The organism is Streptomyces sp. NPDC039480, from assembly GCF_055597165.1.
Map to the genome: position 1 here is coordinate 1187764 of NZ_JBVITX010000001.1, position 15809 is coordinate 1203572.

Sequence of the window (15809 nt, forward strand, 5' to 3'; positions counted from 1 at the left end):
CGGTACCCGAAACCATATCTTCTGACTCCAGGTCCGTTCGGAGCGCTCGTCGTTCGGGACGAGACTCCAGCAGATGGGCCGGTTGGACGAGGGCCGCGAAAGCCCGACGCTCGGCGTCGAGGACGGCGGTGAGCCGACTCTGCAGCCCGTCGGCCCACGGGGCTAGGAACGGGTAATCGGCTACTGCCTAGTTGCTCCGTATCAGGCAGGAGTGCAGTCGGCGCCAGTGTGAGTGGTGTCCGTAGCGGAAATCGCGGGCGCGGTCATAGCGCTCCCGCTCTTCGTCGTGCTCAGCCTCGTTGTCTTCCTCATCCGCGTCGCCGACGTCATTGCTGTGGTGCGGGTAGTCGTCGGTGGAGAGGGCGATGGCCGCGTCACGCTCGGCCTTGATGTCCTCCTCGTCCTCGGGGTCTCTGTCGAGCCAGATGGTGAGAGAGTCCACGTCGTTCACCGCTGCGCCGAGCGGCAGGATGGGGCTGTCCGTGAGCAGGGCCCATCGGCAGTTCGTACAGAGTCGCTCGACGGCTTCGCCGAAGGGGATGTCGAACTGGTTCACAGAAGAGGCTGACCGCAGTGTGCGGCACTCGGCGCTTCCGTGGAGCTTGCCCTTGCCCGTTGCCGAGGCATGGCAGGTGATGGGGGGGGTGCCCCAGGTCGGGCCCAGGGAAACCTCAGGCCTGAAGATCGAGCCGAGCATGACGTGGCGGAGCTCACCGGTAGTCGAGGACATGTCGGCAGGCTACGCGCAGGTACTGACAGTCCGCCGGGTAATCGGCCCTCACGACTCTGGAGTGAGCTGACGAACCTGGCCAGACACACGGCCGTCGGCACGATGGTCATGGGCACATGTGATGAAAGCGGTCGGGGACGAAGTGTGTGCCCACGCCTGCGGAGCTCGCTGGAGCGCCTGAGCGGTCTTGCTAGGTCGTGCCACTACACGTGTCAGAGGGTTCTCACCTGCCTCACCCCGAGCGGGAGTCTGGTCCGTGATTGGTCCGGGGGCAGTCCTCGTGCAGGCCGATCATCGACCTGAGACAGTCTGTTGATTACCCAGAGCGACTCCGGTTTCGGGCTGGCTGGAGCGTAACGGCGCCTCCAGGCAGCTCACTTGAAGCTCTAGAAGAACCCAAGTTTCTTTGGGCTATAGGAGCAAAGAATGCTCTTCGTCTGCTGGTGGTACAGCAGCTGCACCCCGACTGACCAGGGAAAACGGCGCTTTGCAAGTCTTTCGCGCGGGGTTGGTCCGGAAATGGTCCGGATTTTGGCGGCCACGGCATCGGCGGCATGGGTCGGTTGCATAGTGAGCAGTCGTGGGAGCGATCGGGAGCAGGTAGGGCTGTCCCACGGGTAGTCCGCGCTGTGGGCTACGGCCGGTGGTCGTCGCAGAGCCATTCGGCGGGATAGAAGCGAGCGGGCGCCCCGCATGGTCGTACCCCAGCCCCGCACTTGCCCCGGTACGCCGCCAGCAGCGCCCGCTCAGCCAACGGCAGACACCAGGGACGGCCACCACCGGGCCGTTCCCACCCCGCTCCCGCACCACGTTCACCAGCTTCGCCAACCGATCGATCCGCAAGCCCGTGAATCTCTCCACCCGACCCGACCCAACCCGCAACTTGTCGCCCCGTGGTGACCGCCGACGGCTGGCACTTTGCCACCGTCCATCGGCGGTACCAGCGGTCCGACCGGTACCGGTATCCACGATCTACGGGATGAGGTCCGGCAGCCCCAATGTCTCGGCGGAACCGCGTAGCAGGTGCGAGGGAATCGGGCGATAGAGCTTGCGCCGGGCCTCGTAGTCGTCCGGTTCTTCCTGGTAGAGCTCCAGATTGTCGCCGGTAGGGCGGGAGAACCGCACCTGGAGAGCGCCCAACTGTCCTGTGCTGCCGCGGGCGTTGAATCGGCATTCCGTGGTGTATTCGGGGAAGCGGGCGCAGGAGCAGTGCAGGCTGGTACCGGTGATGGCCAGGCCGCACTCCGGGGCGGTGAGCAGATCGATGTACCCCTGGTGAGGCAGGGGGGCGGGAACTTGCGGTTCGTGGATGTAGTCGATGATCCAGGTTTGACCCCTGTCCGGCGAGGGGTTGGTCCACGCCGTGGTGCTGAGTGGAACGCCAATGGTCCGCAGGAGGGGGCGCGCCGCAGTAGTCCGCTGCCCGATCACGCATCAGGGGTTCTGTGAGGATGCTGGCCGGGCAGCGGGGCCGCTGACGGTTCGCGGTAGGGCAGTTCGTCGGCGTGCCACTGGTCGGGGCTGCTGTCGTGCCAGTAGCGCATGCCTTCGGCTTCGGTCTCCCGCCGCTGCAGGTCCATCGCGGTGCTCCAGCATCGAGCGTGACAACGGGTCCAGCTCTGATGGGGGCTTGACGAGGCGTAGGCTTTGGCCACGGTGAGCTTCGCCCGGCTGGTCACCACTCAGGTGGCCGCCAGCGCGGAGCAGGCCGAGGAGCGCCTGACCGCCGCCCTGACTGCGAGCCGGGCCACCCGCGACCGGGTCGCCGACATGCTGCTGGAGGACGTGCAGGAGCACCCCAGGCAGTGGCAGTTGCACGGCGCGCTGCTCGCCGAGGTCGACCGGATCCTGGACGAGCAGGACCTCGACAAGCGCACCGAGCGCCTGATGCAGGAGCTGGACCGCCGCTCGGCGGAGCTCAGCGAGCGCCACCCGCGGTTCGCGGCACTGCGCCGCCGACTGCGCGGGGAGAGCGGCACGGAGCGCCGGTCAGCCGTGGAGACCTGAACCTCCCGCTGCCCGGAGCGACCGGTGCCACGCCCGCCGGACGACGGCCCCGGGCCGCCGGCCATCAGCGGGGCAAGCAGGGAAAGCGGTGGGCGAGCGGCGCTCACGTTGCCTGTTCAGACACCGAACACTGCCCATCAGTACCTGGCACGGAGGGGCACGCGTCACGTATCCAGGGGGGACCCCGAGTCCGTCTCCCCGGAAGGCCCCATGCGCACCCGCGAGAACCCCAGCCCCGCCGACGAGAAGAAGTCCAGCCGGGCACCGGCCCGCACCCCGGCGCCCGAAGGCGCGGCCGCCGGGGGCACCTCTCCCCAGGAGCTCGTGGCACTACAGGGCACGGCCGGGAACGCCGCGGTCGTCCAGATGCTCCGTCAGGCCGGCCACCTCGGGGCGCAGGAACAACACCAGCACGGCGCGGGCTGCGGACACCAGCAGGCGGTACCGGAGGTACAGAGGTCCGCCGTCCACGATGTCCTCCGCAGTGGCGGCCGGCCTCTCGACGAGTCCACCCGCGCCGACATGGAAGCCCGCCTCGGCGCGGACTTCTCCGACGTCCGGCTGTACACCGGCAGTGCCGCGAAAGCGTCGGCCGCCGAGGTCGGCGCCCGCGCCTACACCTCCGGCAACCACGTCGTCATCGGCGACGGCGGCGGCGACAAGCACACCCTCGCCCACGAACTCACCCACGTCATCCAGCAACGTCAAGGGCCCGTGGCCGGCACTGACAACGGCGCGGGGCTTCGCGTCTCCGATCCGGGTGACAGGTTCGAGCGTGAGGCCGAGGCCAACGCCACCCGTGCGATGAGCAGGCCCGTGCAGCGGAAGTCGCCGGTGGGGGAGGACCGGTCCACCGGAGCACCTGCTGCCGCGGAGGTCCGGGTGCAGCGCGTCGCCACCCGGGGTGCCACCGGGAATCTGCCGCTCCTCGCTTGGGACAGGCACCCGCCGGTGTGGGGCACCCCTGCTTTCGGCCCCGTGAACCCGTACGGTGGGCCGCTGGCTCGCACAGGCGGATCCAGTGTCGCGGTCACCTTGGGGCCGAGTGTCAACGCGCCCGGGAACACCTACGGGGGTTCTCGTCCGGGGGCCGCCGAATGCACGCTCGTCAACGAGCTCAACCAGCGGGACGGCGACGGCTGGATCAAAGGCCACCTGTGGAACGACAACTTGGGTGGCCACGGGGTCTCGATCAACCTGACGCCCATGACGAACAGTACGAACCAGAACTTCAACCGCAGGTTCGAGGAGCCTCTGAAAGCGATGCTGCTCGCCTGCACACGCCACGCGCAGAACAACGCGGGAGCACCCTTCTGGTACGGCGTGACCTTCACCGTCCGCACCTATGGTCAGATGTCGAACAACCCGGCCGAACTGGAGTACCTCGTACCCGAAGGTGTCGAATACACCGCCAGTTACGTACAGATGGACAGGGTGACTCAGGCGGTCAGCCCGGTAGCGGCACCTGCGGGCTTCCCTCCCGTGATCACCTGACGGCCCGGGCCAGGTGTCCGACCGCTGGTGCGCGAAGCCCCGGACACATGGGGTCTGCGGCCGAATGGGGCCGATGAGCGCCAAGCGAATACGAGCTTGTTTCGAACAACGAGACGAGGTCAGACGGAGGGTATGAGTGAATCGGCGAAGAACGGAAGCAGCCCTGTAGGTGACGCCACGACGGACGGCAAGGCCGACCGGTCCAAGGCGGAGAGCGCCAAGGCCACGACGGCCAAGGCTACGGGAAGCGCGGCCCGTTCCGCTTCCAAGGCCACCTCCGGAGCCGCCGCCAAGACCGGCTCCGCGGCCCGTGGCGTCAAGTCATCGGCCGCCGAGGCCGGAGAAGGCGCGGCGGCGCTGAGCGCCACGCTCGGTGCAAAGGCGAAGGCGGGGGGCGAACTGCTGTCCGCCGTACCGGGGAAGACGCTCCAAGCGGCGACGACGACGTGGACGGTGCTCAAGAACCGCAAGGCGATCGCGATGGGCGTCGGCAGCGGCGCCGTCGCCATGCTGGCCGGTGCCTACGCACTGGGAGGCGCCAACGTGAGGCGTGGCCAGGGCCCCCTGACCCGCGCCACGCGCGGAGTCCTCTGAACGGTCACCGTCACGACTGAGCCCCTGGTACCGCCCGCCGGCGGTGCCAGGGGCTCAGCGGCGTCCGGCTTGCTCAGCGCTTCCTCACGGCTGGCCCTGCCGCTGTGGCGCCGCCGACGCTTGCGCAACCGTACGACGAGCCCGTTGCGCCGCGCGGCGACAGGCGGCCCGCGCAAACGCCCCTGATCCGTTGCCGGGGGTCCTCGGGCCAGGATGTGCACCAAGGTCAACAAGGCCGCACGGGCGTTGCCGTCGGTGAAGGGGGGAAGAACGCTACGTCGAGGTACGCGCGGGCCGCGCGTGTCGCTGACGGGAGGTCCGGGTCGGTCACCTCGCGCAGGCAGGAAGCAAGGTCGGCCCGGGTGCGCGAGGTCAGTCCGTAGCGCTCTCGCCCAGCCTTCGTATAGGCGTTGGTCGCGCGGAACCCACCACCCGTCCCGACGGATCACCCCCGCCCTCGTTTGCAGCGTCGCGAATTCGTTGACGGGCAGCGAGTTCGATGGAACGAGTTCGTAAGTCCTTACAGGCATATAGCTGAGGGACGGCCGGGTAGTGGTACGAACGACGCGGTGCCGCCCGCATCGGCCAACTTCCGGACGTCCGAACGATCGCGCAGATGTATCGCGCCGTGCCGAAGGCGCCAGGTGCTTAGAAGGCACGTGCTCTATCCACTGAGCTACAGGGGCTGACCTGCGAAAACGCAGCTTCCCAGCGCTGTCCCCCGGGGTGCGGGGGACTCGTAGATCCCTGGTGACTGGGGGACGCGAGTTGCCTCCAGCCAGGCCGTATGCAGGGTCTCACACTATCTTCACGCCCCCGAAGCCCCTCGCGGAAACAATCCTGCCCCATATCGGCGTTGGTGATCTCCGAGCCGAGGAGGGGAAGGTGTCGGGACTGAAGCTGTTTCACACGACCAGTAGCGGCGTGACCGAGGTTACGCCGCGTCTTGCTGAGGTTGAGGCGGATGTGCAGGAACTCGTCGAGGCGCACATGGAGACGATGCTGGGCGTCACCTTCCTGGCGAGTGAGTACGTCATCGACTGTGTCGATGGCGGGCGGATCGATTCGCTGGGCCTCGGTGAGAACGGGCCTCGGCGATCGTCGAGTACAAGCGCGGCACCGACGCAGGCGTGATCAACCAGGGTCTCTACTACATGGCCTGGCTGACCAACCACAAGGACGCCTTCCGGAACCTGGTCCGCGACCGGCTCGGGGTGACGGCCGCGTCTCAGATCCTGTGGAGCGCGCCCCGGCTGATCTGCGTGGCCGGCGACTTCACTCGCTACGACGCGCACGCCGTACGCGAGCACCGGCGCTCGATCGACCTGGTCCGCTACCGCTACTTCGGCAGCGACCACTTCGGCCTTGAGACCGTAGCCTCCGTCACCGGGCACTCGGCTCTGACCAAGCGAGTACGCCGAGGAGCGGCCGGGGCGCCGGCCCATAACCAGGACCGTGCGATGGCCGAGCTGGCCCAGGCGGTCGACGAGGTCCTGGTCGGACTCGAGGACGGCGTCACCCGGGTGCAGCGCAGGCAGTACCGCGCCTACCGCCGCCTGCGAAACTTCGCCAGCGTCTGCCCGCCCCAGCAGGCAAAGATCCTCGTCTACCTCAAGGCCGACCCAAAGGAGGTCGACCTCGTTCCCGGCTTCACCCGGGACGTGACCGAGGTCGGCCACCACGGCACGGGCGACTTGGAACTGCAGCTCCGTACGGAGCGCGACCTGGACCGCGCTGGAGACCTTCTGCGCCTCAGCTACGCCGCGGCATAGAGCTCTCCCGCTACGGCATCGGCCCAAGCAGTGTGTGGAGTTGCGGACTGTCGTCGTACTGCTGCCTTTCCACGTGATGGGCAGGGAACAGAGGTGGACCACTAATGGTGCGGAACGAGATGGCCTCCCGACCTGCACGGTTCGACCGCTCGGGGCTTCCCTGAGCAGGGGCCCGACTGCGGCGTCAAGCGTGTGGGCGACGGAGTCGAGATCCGGTGCTTCGGTCGCCTATGTCAACGTGTATTGACGTCCCTCTCAGTGGAAGTCCGCCGCGTGGTCCACCGCCCACTCCTGGAAGGATCGGGCCGGGGTGCCCGTGATGCGCTCCACTTCATCGTTGACCGGCTCCGGATTGTCGAGCATCTCCGCCTGGGCCGGCAACACGGCCTCCACCAGCTCTGCCGGGTAGCCTGCGGCCTTCATCTGCTCGATGGCCTCGTCCAGCGCGACCTCCTCGAACCGCACCGGTCGCCCGATCGCCTCGCTGATCAGGGCCACCTGCCGTTCCTGGGTGATCAGTTCGGGGCCGGTGATCAGGGGGCGGGCGCCGAGCAGGGCGTTGGTCGTCAGCGCCTGAACGGCGACCGCAGCCATGTCCGCCTCGTGGATCAGCGGGCGGGCCAGCCTTGCCAGCGGCGCCCGTACCGCACCGGTGGTGCGGACCTCCTCCGCCCAGCCCAGCGTGTTGCTCGCGAACCCGGTGGGCCGCAGCGCCGTCCACTCCAGGCCCGATGCCTCGATCAGCCGCTCCAGCTCCGTGTGGAACATGGTGATCGCCTCGCCGGGCTTCTCCTGCTCGCTCCCGACCCCGGCGGATGACAGGTACACCACCCGTCGAGCGTGCTTCCCGATCGCGTCGATCACGTCCGACGCGCCCTCAGCGCTCAGGAACGGCCACACCAGGAAGACCGAATCGACGCCCTCCAGGGCCGTGCCCAGCGACGCGGGATCACCGAGATCGCCGCGCACCGCCTGCACACCCTCCGGGAAGTCCGCCTCCCCTCGCACCAGCGCCCGCACGGGCACGCCCGCCGCGTGCAGTTGGGTCACCACCGCGCCGCCGACCTTTCCAGTCGCGCCGGTCACCAGGATCCTGGGCTGTGTCATCGGAATCTCCTCGTCTCGCCGTTCGATGACAAGACTCTCGTACATCAACCAAGGTTCAGGTCAAGCAGCGGCCGGAGTGGCCATCAGGTGCTGTTCCAGCCAGCCATCTGCCCGCGGTGGTGGAACGTGGATCCCCCGTGTGACGGCCAAGCGTCACAGCCACTCGTTGATGGCTGCGATGAGCACGGTCGCCTCGTAGCGGACCGCGAGCTTGTCGTATCGCGTGGCGACGGCACGATGCCTCTTGAGGCGGTTGATCCCGCACTCGCCCGCATGACGCTCCTGGTAGTCGAACGGGTCGAAACGCGGCGGCCGGCCGCCGCGGGAGCCAAGCTTCTGGCGGTTGCGCACCTGGTCGGCCTTGTCGGGGATGGTGCAACGGATCCCGCGGCGGCGCAGATAGGCGCGATTCCTGCGGGAGGCGTACGCCTTGTCAGCGCGCACGCGATCAGGACGGACGCGCGGCCGGACCGGCCCGATCCGGGGCACGCGGACCTTCTCCAGCACAGGCTCGAACTGCGGCGAGTCCCCGCGCTGCCCAGCGGTCACCACGATCGACATGGGCTTTTGGCGCTGCTCGACGCCAGATGCAGGTTGGTGGTGAACCCGCCGCGCGAACGTCCCAGCCCATGATCACTGGGTTCAGCGAACACACCGCCCGGCGGCTCTTTCTGCAGTTCACCCTGCTTCCGGGCCCCGGCCGCACGCTGATGGGCGCGGCACACCGTGGAGTCAATGCTCAGGTCCCACACGATCGCACCTTCCACATCGGCCAGGCACTGGAGGTGGCTGAGGATCCGGTGCCAGGTGCCGTCCCGCTGCCATCGGCGGAACAGATCGTAGATCCGGCCCCACGGCCCGTACTCGACAGGCATGTCCCGCCACGGAACACCGGTCCGCACCCGAAACCGTATGCCGTTGATCAGCTGCCGCCGCGACCAGACCGGCGGCCGTCCCGCCTTCGTCCCCTTCGGCAACAGCGGCTCCAGCACCGCCCACTGTTCGTCCGTGAGATCTCCCCGTGCCATGAACCATGATCATTCATCACTCAAGATCCACTTTCGACACACGGCCTAGGCGGGGACCCTTCCTGTGTATTTGGCTCCCCGCGCAGGTCACGAGACTTGTGAGAGGGCCGCCCTGCCAGGCGGAAAGCACGGGTCTGCGGCAGGGTGGTGAGTGTGCTGACGCCTCCGATCGAGCCGATGCTGGCTCGGGTCAGCGAGTCTCTGCCGACGGCAGGGCAGGTTCGCGATGCGATCTGGCAGCAGAAGGTCGATGGTTCTCCAGACACTCGACAAGTGTCTCAGCTGCCCGACGGACAGGTGTCGGACAGTCGGAACGGCTGGCCTCAACCCGCTGAAGACGGGCGCCGGTCAGTGTTGTTGAGCGAGGTGACGTTGCAGGTCAATGTGCCTGAACTGGTAGACAGGCCCGACCTGCCGCAGGATGCCACGGTGCTCGTGGGCATCTTGCAGGAAGGCCATCAAATCCCGTGGTGTCTGGCGGTGCATCGCCAGATACGTTTGGGCCACCAGGAAGTGGGGCCAGGCCGTCACCACCGTTCCGAACACGAAAGCGACTTCAGCGGCTACCACGAATCCAACCTTGATCCGAACCGAGAGATCGATCCACGGTACTTCACCCGGGAACCCGAATTCTCCTCCGAAGTCGGTTCCGAATATGAATCCGAAGACAACTCCAGCCATCGGTGCGAAGACAGCACTGAGCACGAGGATGGCGCGCCGGTCCGAGTCGAAGAGCCTCGTCGGCCCGACGTTGGAGGTCAAATCAGGGGTTCTTGGCGTAGGTCCGCGCATGCCGGTAGCCAGTGCTCCTCCCGCAAGTGCTCCCCCCAGCGGGATCAGATATAAAGCGACGCTCTGAGCGGTTTGGGACAGCGCAAATATTGCGCTGTAGAAATTCAGCGGCAAGACACCCGCCATTCCCCCCAAGAACCCGGGCGTCAGCCCACCCGCTTGCCGGCGGACACGCCGACCCGTGATTTCACCTGCCAACCCACCTGCCAGTCCACCCACGAGTACACCCACGATGTCATAATCGACCCGAAGCCAGACCACGGCCAAAGTCAGAAAGAGCACGAGTACCCAAAGCCCGCCCACAAGCGCGTCACGCAACTGCCGCATTCCGACACGCGGGGAACTGGGACGTTTGGCCGGATGGAACATTAGGCATCCCAGCATGATGCCGGTGAGAAGGCCGGTCCCGCTGTCCGAGACCGCCGGCTGATAGGCGTCAATCAGCATTGGCATGTTCCACGTCAGCATTTCTGCGAGCATCAGCACGAGACCACCAACGGTCACGCCGATAAGCCCGAGCGGCACAGCGCCGGCAGAGCCGTAAATGCGCCTGCCCATGATCGCTCCTGCGGTTCCGCCCGTGACCACGGCCAGTGCCTTGACCGTACTCCATCCCCCCACCGCGCCTGCGAAAGCACCCATGAGGCCGAAAACGAGTCCGCCGATGAGGCACCGGATGGTTGACGGGACGGCCCGTCTCAATTCCCACCAAGCCAGGTCGGGGCTGCTGTGACAGTGGCTTTCCTGGAAGCGGGCAAGAAAGGCGAAGGCGCGGAGGGCCTGCTCGGGGCTCCAACGGGGTGGGCGCGGGCCGTGCGGGGTGTAGGCGGCGGGGATAAAGGCGTGGAAGAGGTGCCGGTCGACGGCGGCACGGTCGGGGAACGCCGCGGTGTCGCAGAGTTCGTCCGGGTGCGGCGCGGTGTGGTGGAGTTCCGTGCTGGGGCGGGGGTTGTAGATGGTGCGGGCCAGGAAGAGGCCCAGAGGGGTGCTGAGCGCCTGGCTGACCGGGCTGGCAGCGCTCAATTGGTCGATCACCGCGTTCCATCGGGCTGCGCCGGGAGTGTGCGGACCGCCCGAGTCGCGGCGAAGGTAAGCTGCGGCCTGCGCGACATCCAGGGGCAGTAGACGGATGGCGGCGGCGCCGTTGAGACGGAGTGCGGTGCCCGGACCGGTAAGGGCGGCCCGGTAGGCGTCGGACCGGGTGGTCAGGACCAGCGGCCGGCGGGCGGAGAGAGCCTGGTTGAGGGCGTCCAGGCCGAATGGGTGCAGGTGGAGCGGGAGTTCGTCGAAACCGTCCAGCAAGGGCAGGATGCGTCCGGTCTCCAGCAGTGCCTCGGCGAGGTCACCGGGCCTGCTGCGGTCGGTGGTGGCTGTGGCGGCTTCGCGCAGGCCGGGGTGCGAGTGGCGTAATTGATCGGCCAGCCATCGTTGCAGTGGCTGATGCGGATCCCAGGAAGCGAGAGAGAACAGCACCGGCACAGGCTCGCCGTCGGTGCGGCGGGCCAGCAGGTCCAGTAGCAGTCGGATCAGCAGCACGCTCTTGCCCGATCCCGGCTCGCCCAGGATCACCAGTCGGCGGGTGGGGACCCGATCGGTGAATATCTCGCCGATCGCACCGTCCTGGCTGGCCAGCCCTGCGGCGCCCCGCGGCCAGCGGGCCGGGTCGCCAGGTGGCCCACCCGGCCATGATCGAGCCAGCTCTCCCAAATGCGTCCAGGGTTCTTGCAGTTCACTGTCCGCGGGCTGCCAAGCCACCGGAAGCGGGTAAGGGTCGTTGATTCGCCGTACCGCGGCCTCGGCATCCCATTGGTTGCGCAGCGCCACCGCCAGTTGCCCGGAAGCCTCCTCCAACACCGACCGGCTGGTCGCCGGACGCCTGTGCCACAACTGCCACAAAACCACAACGGCGGGAGGAACTCCCAGGAGCGCGACCAACGAACTGACCACGCTTGCAGCCTGGTCCGCCCTTTCGAGCGGGCCAGTCCAGAGATAGATGATCGCCCCGAGCATGAGCGCGAGGAAAAGAGCTGCCCCTGACCACTTCAGCATCCGATCACGCACCTGGTCATCATGGATGAGGAGAGACGCGCATGGAACCGTGTCGAGTTGGGTCACTTGTGCGGTCAGAGCCGGCCTCGTCGAGGTGCTCGACGTCGGGTGGACAGCGTGATGCTGCGGGGCTGGAGCTGTGACCGACGGTGCCCAGGACTGCGCTGGCGAGCAGCTGGTCGATGCGTTGCCACTCCGCGAGCTCCACGCGGCCGCGGACGTCGTCGGCCAGGTCCTCGTACCGCGAGTTCTGCCGCGCGTCGAACCGCGCTTCCTCGAGGGCCGCCCCGACGGAGCCGGCATCCATGCCCTTCACGCGACGCCGGACGACGCGGCGGCCGATCCGGGCGGGGTCGACCGGCTCGCGGGGCACGGTGACCCGCGGGGCAGGCGGTCGGAGGGCGGCGCGCCGGGGCGGCCAGCGTGTGGTCAACTTCGGCCTCGTATTTGTGATGCGGATTCGAACGCGGGCCGCCGCCAGAGCACTGTACGACGGCCCGCCGGATTTGAGCCGAAGCACGATAGCTGTCACCAACGGCTTCCGCTGAGCTGCGGCTTCAGCCGGGTGAAGCACGGTAGTTGTCACCAACGAGGCGGGCTACCTGTCACCAGCAACGCGCGACGCATCGCGGTTGTCACCGGTTGCGGCGTCCTGTATCCGCCTGACCTGCTCCGCAGCACCGGCGGCCAGCCCCGCGCACGTAGTCCGGCGGTTCCGGTGACAACAAGCTGCCTTTGTGACAACTATTGTGCTTCGGCTCAGGATTGTTTTATAGCAGGCTCGGAATTCGTCCGTGTCAGAACTGGAAATCCAGAGCCTGGACGTGTGTGGAACGCCACGCCCAACGCCCTTGTTAGCGTTTCTGAGGACGAAGGGCGTGTACTGCGTGGCAGTCACGCGGGAATCCATTGAGGCCACCAGCCTGGAATATTGCTGTCTGTTGGACAGTGCCCGCTGTCACTCACGTCGTTGGCGGGAGTCCCGAGCCAAGCAAATTGCCCCCAGGTCATCAGAGCAAGAACGAGCGTTAGCGCGAGTGCCGCAGGCAGAAGCCTCGCCGCAAGGTTGGAAATATGTTTTGTCAACAGAACATTCATCAGGTATACGCCCATAGCAAGCAAGATCCCGACAACCAAGGATGCTCGCGATTCAAGGAACCTTGCTAGATTCCCGCCGTATTCTGTGTTGTACGCACCGCAGTACCTTCGTGCTCGATCAGATAACTTCCACGAGCCAGCACCAGTCATAACACCGAGAGGCAGAAGTGCGGTTAAGGCCACCAGGTCTGTCTTATCTCGAACTATTCGATTTGGCACTATCTCCTCCTTCACAGGCCCGCTTGAGGAACCGTGGAGGGGAACACCGTAACAGGATGCGGCTCCAGGAATGTTCGAAACCTGGGGCTGCACCGCGCCAACCAGCGCTGCAATCAGCCTATCGGCCGCTGCGTGCAATCTTGAACTTCGCATAATCGAAAATGAACTGTATAGCGAACCAAGCTGCGAAGGTGGAAATTGCGGAGTAAGCGATATAGGAAGCCGACTTGCCGAGAATCAGGCACAGAACTACTACGAGTACGCACACGCCAACGCCAACCAGTGCCGCATGCCGAGCGATCTTCACCGTTGAACTGTCATGTGTCATACTTTTTACCGTCCCAAAGTGAGGGTGTGGCGCCACCCTCGGGGGTGGCGCCACTAGGGCAGCACTAGAGGTTACTTCCCCGGGTCCAGTGTGTATTTGTACGGGTTGAAGCAGGTGTGCAGCTGGTTCAACTCGTGCTTCAGCTCTCCATCATTCGGTTCATCTCCGACCACTGACTTATAGGCATAGCAGTAAAGACCGAACCGCGTGGGCTTCACCTTTTTGATTATCTCCTTGCCCTCGCCGATAACTTCTTTACCTGCCTTCTTTGCCCAGTCCGGAACTGGCGGCTTCCAGGGCAGGCCGCTGGGGTCGATGCGGTTGACGGGGTCGCCCGCGGCGTAGAGGTAGGGGTTCTGTTCTTGGCCGGAGGGGTCGGGGCTGTTGAAGCGGCCGATGTTGGGGTCGTAGTAGCGGGCCGCATAGTGGTAGAGGCCGGTGGGGTCCTGGTAGCCACCGGCGAACCGGTAGGGCTGGGTGGTCTTCTCGGCGCTCGTCGCCCGGGTGACGCCTCGGGGACTGTAGGAGTACTCGTTGATCTTTGTACCGGATTCGTCCGCCACCGCGACGACGGAGCCGAGCGCGTCGGTGAGGTAGAAGTACGTCTGCCCGTCCCGGGTCATGGAGTTGAGAGTGCCCTCGGCCTCGCGGTTGAAGCCCGTGTCCACACCGGCAGTGTGTCTGCGTCGATGATGACCTGGTGGTTGGTCGAGTATCGGTAGTTCTTCGACTGCCCGGCGACGCTGTGGTCGCGGGTGGGGACCAGGGTGACGTCCACGATCAGCACGCTGTCCCTGCGGAACCGCTTACGTTGCTGGAGGGCGAGTGCGGATGCGAGGTGGTCAATGATGCGGTCGGCTGCGGACTTGGTCACCCCGAACAACGGTGCCAGTTGGCGCATGGCCGGTTCGTCCGCCAGTACGCGGCAACCAGCAGCACGCGGTCCTCCAGCGGCAGACTCCACGGCCGGCCCTTGGCACCGGATCTGCACCCTCGCGCCGAAGCGCGGTGATCAGCTTGCCGAACTGACGCGGGCTCAGTCCGCTGAACGGGGCTATCCAGGAAGAATCCGACGCCGTGATCACACCAGGCACGGCGTGATCATTCCACTGCTTCAGGTTCTCCCTGCACGAAGGCGATGCGGCAGCGTTCAACCTGCTCGGCCACGTGCTCCATGAACCAGCGCATGATCTCGTAGGGGATGACGTGCTCGTCGTGGCTGTGGATGTGGACGGTCGGTTCCAGGTCCGGATCCTCGTCGGGTATCACCGCCACCAGGAAGGCCACTCTAGGCGAATGCGTTTCGGCGCTGGGCATCTCAGCCCACGCGGCCGGCGCCGGGACGGCCTCGCTCAGCTCCACACACCATGCGTCGTCCGGCAAGGCGTAGTGGAACTGGATGGCGTAGTGACGGCCCGCACGAACGCGCAGCTCTGGCGTGTCGGCAGGCTGCCACAGCCACGCGTCGGAGTCTCGCGAGTATCCCGCTCAGCACCTGGCGCGGGCGCCAGCCAGTCTTTGCGGGGCAGCCCTTAGATAGGGGCGGGGGGTGGGTGGCGATGGTCACCTGGCAGTCGCGGGCGGCTTGGTGGAGATGGGTGAGCGCCTGACGCGCTCGGGCCTGGTCATCCAGCGCCAGGGTGTGGGTCGGGTCGTGGCTTTTGGTGAAGTCGGACAGGTCCAGTGCGGTCTGGGCCCATCTGCGGCCGGTCCCGCTCGGCAGGCCGATGATCTTGTTGTGGATGCTGAGGTAGAGCGTGATCTTGGCGGAGGGGGTCATGGTGCCTTGTGTGCGGGAGAGGTCAGTGCCGGCGCCGTTGCTTGGAGTGGGGCGCGGGATGAGACGGCCAGGTGGGGGTTCGCGGTGGCTACCCGTTCACCGGCGCCGGGGTTCGCGGTGGCCACCCGTTCACCGGCGCGCGGTGCCCGGCGGCGGGGAGCAGGCTCGGATCGAGATCGACCTGGTAGCCCGCGGCGATCAGCATCTGGGCGGCATAGGTGGCCCGCTGGTTCTCGTGCGCCTGGCCGGTGTCGAAGTGCAGCCGGATCCAGACGCGCCCAGAATCGGGCGGAAGATGAACCCCGCGCGGTCCAGGATCTGGGCGGCGAACTCGTCGACGGGGCCCTCGACGTCCACCTCGCCGCCGCGTTTGCGGGCGATGCGGATGAGATCGGTGCTCATGCTCATCGCCCTCGTGCCGGGCCCGGGCCCGGAGCGCGTCCGGCGACGGCGGTCGGTTGAGCCGAGGGCCGTGCTGCCGGGGTGGTGGGCCGTGCCGGCGTGTGCTGCGGAGAGGTGGCTGCGGCGGCCTGGGCGATGTGCCGGCGGCGCTCCAGCGGTCCGTTGAGGAGGTACGGGCGAGCGGGCTGGGGGGTGATCGCGGGGTCGAGCGAGTAATCGGCCTGCACCCGCAATCCGTGGGCACGCAGGTCCTGGACGGCCTGGCGGGCGCGGCGCCGGCCGTCCTGTTCCGGATGCGCGATCCGGTACACGCCCGCCAGCTCGGGGACGGGCTCGAACTGCTCGCGGGTGAGGAACCACTCGGCCAAGTGTGGGGGAGCCGCGGCCGTGGGAGCGGCGACGAAGCCGT

12 protein-coding genes and 4 pseudogenes are annotated in these 15809 nt (G+C 66.8%); 4 read left to right on the top strand and 12 right to left on the bottom strand.

Going from position 1 to position 15809, the window contains the following annotated elements; all coding sequences use genetic code 11:
- Window positions 1-187: 187 nt before the first annotated feature.
- The 3 genes from ACZ56E_RS04645 to ACZ56E_RS04655 form a co-directional block, all read right to left on the bottom strand.
- Complete coding sequence (locus tag ACZ56E_RS04645) at window positions 188-730, bottom strand: hypothetical protein (protein ID WP_471210967.1); 543 nt, start codon at window positions 728-730, stop codon at window positions 188-190.
- A 972-nt stretch (window positions 731-1702) separates the two neighbouring features.
- Window positions 1703-2161, bottom strand: coding sequence for a hypothetical protein (locus ACZ56E_RS04650; RefSeq protein ID WP_471210969.1), 459 nt, complete (start codon window positions 2159-2161; stop codon window positions 1703-1705).
- A complete protein-coding gene (locus ACZ56E_RS04655) occupies window positions 2158-2310 on the bottom strand; it encodes a hypothetical protein (protein WP_471210971.1) in 153 nt (50 codons plus the stop codon). Before ACZ56E_RS04655 ends, ACZ56E_RS04650 begins: the two co-directional genes overlap by 4 nt.
- Window positions 2311-2380: 70 nt before the next feature.
- Between ACZ56E_RS04655 and ACZ56E_RS04660 the strand changes: the two are divergent.
- The 4 genes and pseudogenes from ACZ56E_RS04660 to ACZ56E_RS04675 all read left to right on the top strand — a co-directional run.
- Window positions 2381-2737 (top strand): annotated as a pseudogene (locus ACZ56E_RS04660) (hypothetical protein); the annotation flags it as partial.
- 210 nt (window positions 2738-2947) lie between these two features.
- On the top strand, window positions 2948-4231 hold the full coding sequence (locus ACZ56E_RS04665) for an eCIS core domain-containing protein (RefSeq protein WP_471210974.1): 1284 nt from the start codon (window positions 2948-2950) through the stop codon (window positions 4229-4231).
- 132 nt (window positions 4232-4363) lie between these two features.
- The gene (locus tag ACZ56E_RS04670) at window positions 4364-4825 is read left to right on the top strand and encodes a hypothetical protein (RefSeq protein WP_471210976.1); all 462 of its coding nucleotides are present in this window, start codon (window positions 4364-4366) and stop codon (window positions 4823-4825) included.
- Between the two features lie 885 nt (window positions 4826-5710).
- A pseudogene (locus ACZ56E_RS04675) lies at window positions 5711-6597 on the top strand (DUF5655 domain-containing protein).
- Between the two features lie 255 nt (window positions 6598-6852).
- Here the strand turns inward: ACZ56E_RS04675 and ACZ56E_RS04680 are convergent.
- The 9 genes and pseudogenes from ACZ56E_RS04680 to ACZ56E_RS04720 form a co-directional block, all read right to left on the bottom strand.
- Complete coding sequence (locus tag ACZ56E_RS04680) at window positions 6853-7704, bottom strand: NAD(P)H-binding protein (RefSeq protein ID WP_359644636.1); 852 nt, start codon at window positions 7702-7704, stop codon at window positions 6853-6855.
- A 153-nt stretch (window positions 7705-7857) separates the two neighbouring features.
- A protein-coding gene (locus ACZ56E_RS04685) for an IS5 family transposase (RefSeq protein WP_471210978.1) occupies window positions 7858-8732 on the bottom strand; the annotation gives its coding sequence in 2 pieces (ribosomal slippage) (window positions 7858-8273 and window positions 8273-8732; 876 coding nt in all).
- A 348-nt stretch (window positions 8733-9080) separates the two neighbouring features.
- On the bottom strand, window positions 9081-11585 hold the full coding sequence (locus ACZ56E_RS04690) for an NACHT domain-containing protein (RefSeq protein ID WP_471210981.1): 2505 nt from the start codon (window positions 11583-11585) through the stop codon (window positions 9081-9083).
- A gap of 7 nt (window positions 11586-11592) precedes the next feature.
- The gene (locus tag ACZ56E_RS04695) at window positions 11593-12006 is read right to left on the bottom strand and encodes a hypothetical protein (RefSeq protein WP_471210983.1); all 414 of its coding nucleotides are present in this window, start codon (window positions 12004-12006) and stop codon (window positions 11593-11595) included.
- A gap of 1283 nt (window positions 12007-13289) precedes the next feature.
- Window positions 13290-13895 (bottom strand): annotated as a pseudogene (locus ACZ56E_RS04700) (RHS repeat-associated core domain-containing protein); the annotation flags it as partial.
- Window positions 13895-14312, bottom strand: a pseudogene (locus ACZ56E_RS04705) (transposase family protein); the annotation flags it as partial. The pseudogenes ACZ56E_RS04700 and ACZ56E_RS04705, both read right to left, overlap by 1 nt.
- A 7-nt stretch (window positions 14313-14319) precedes the next feature.
- Window positions 14320-14580: a hypothetical protein gene (locus ACZ56E_RS04710; protein ID WP_471210985.1), complete on the bottom strand. Its 261-nt coding sequence runs from the start codon at window positions 14578-14580 to the stop codon at window positions 14320-14322.
- A 616-nt stretch (window positions 14581-15196) separates the two neighbouring features.
- On the bottom strand, window positions 15197-15400 hold the full coding sequence (locus ACZ56E_RS04715; protein WP_471210987.1) for a hypothetical protein: 204 nt from the start codon (window positions 15398-15400) through the stop codon (window positions 15197-15199).
- A 2-nt stretch (window positions 15401-15402) separates the two neighbouring features.
- A complete protein-coding gene (locus ACZ56E_RS04720) occupies window positions 15403-15768 on the bottom strand; it encodes a hypothetical protein (protein ID WP_471210989.1) in 366 nt (121 codons plus the stop codon).
- Window positions 15769-15809 lie beyond the last annotated feature (41 nt).

Bases quoted from the DNA above. Each gene is read 5' to 3' on its own strand.
- ACZ56E_RS04645 (WP_471210967.1), bottom strand. From the start codon at position 730: ATGTCCTCGACTACCGGTGAGCTCCGCCACGTCATGCTCGGCTCGATC.
- ACZ56E_RS04655 (WP_471210971.1), bottom strand. From the start codon at position 2,310: ATGGACCTGCAGCGGCGGGAGACCGAAGCCGAAGGCATGCGCTACTGG.
- ACZ56E_RS04665 (WP_471210974.1), top strand. From the start codon at position 2,948: ATGCGCACCCGCGAGAACCCCAGCCCCGCCGACGAGAAGAAGTCCAGC.
- ACZ56E_RS04670 (WP_471210976.1), top strand. From the start codon at position 4,364: ATGAGTGAATCGGCGAAGAACGGAAGCAGCCCTGTAGGTGACGCCACG.
- ACZ56E_RS04680 (WP_359644636.1), bottom strand. From the start codon at position 7,704: ATGACACAGCCCAGGATCCTGGTGACCGGCGCGACTGGAAAGGTCGGC.
- ACZ56E_RS04715 (WP_471210987.1), bottom strand. From the start codon at position 15,400: ATGAGCACCGATCTCATCCGCATCGCCCGCAAACGCGGCGGCGAGGTG.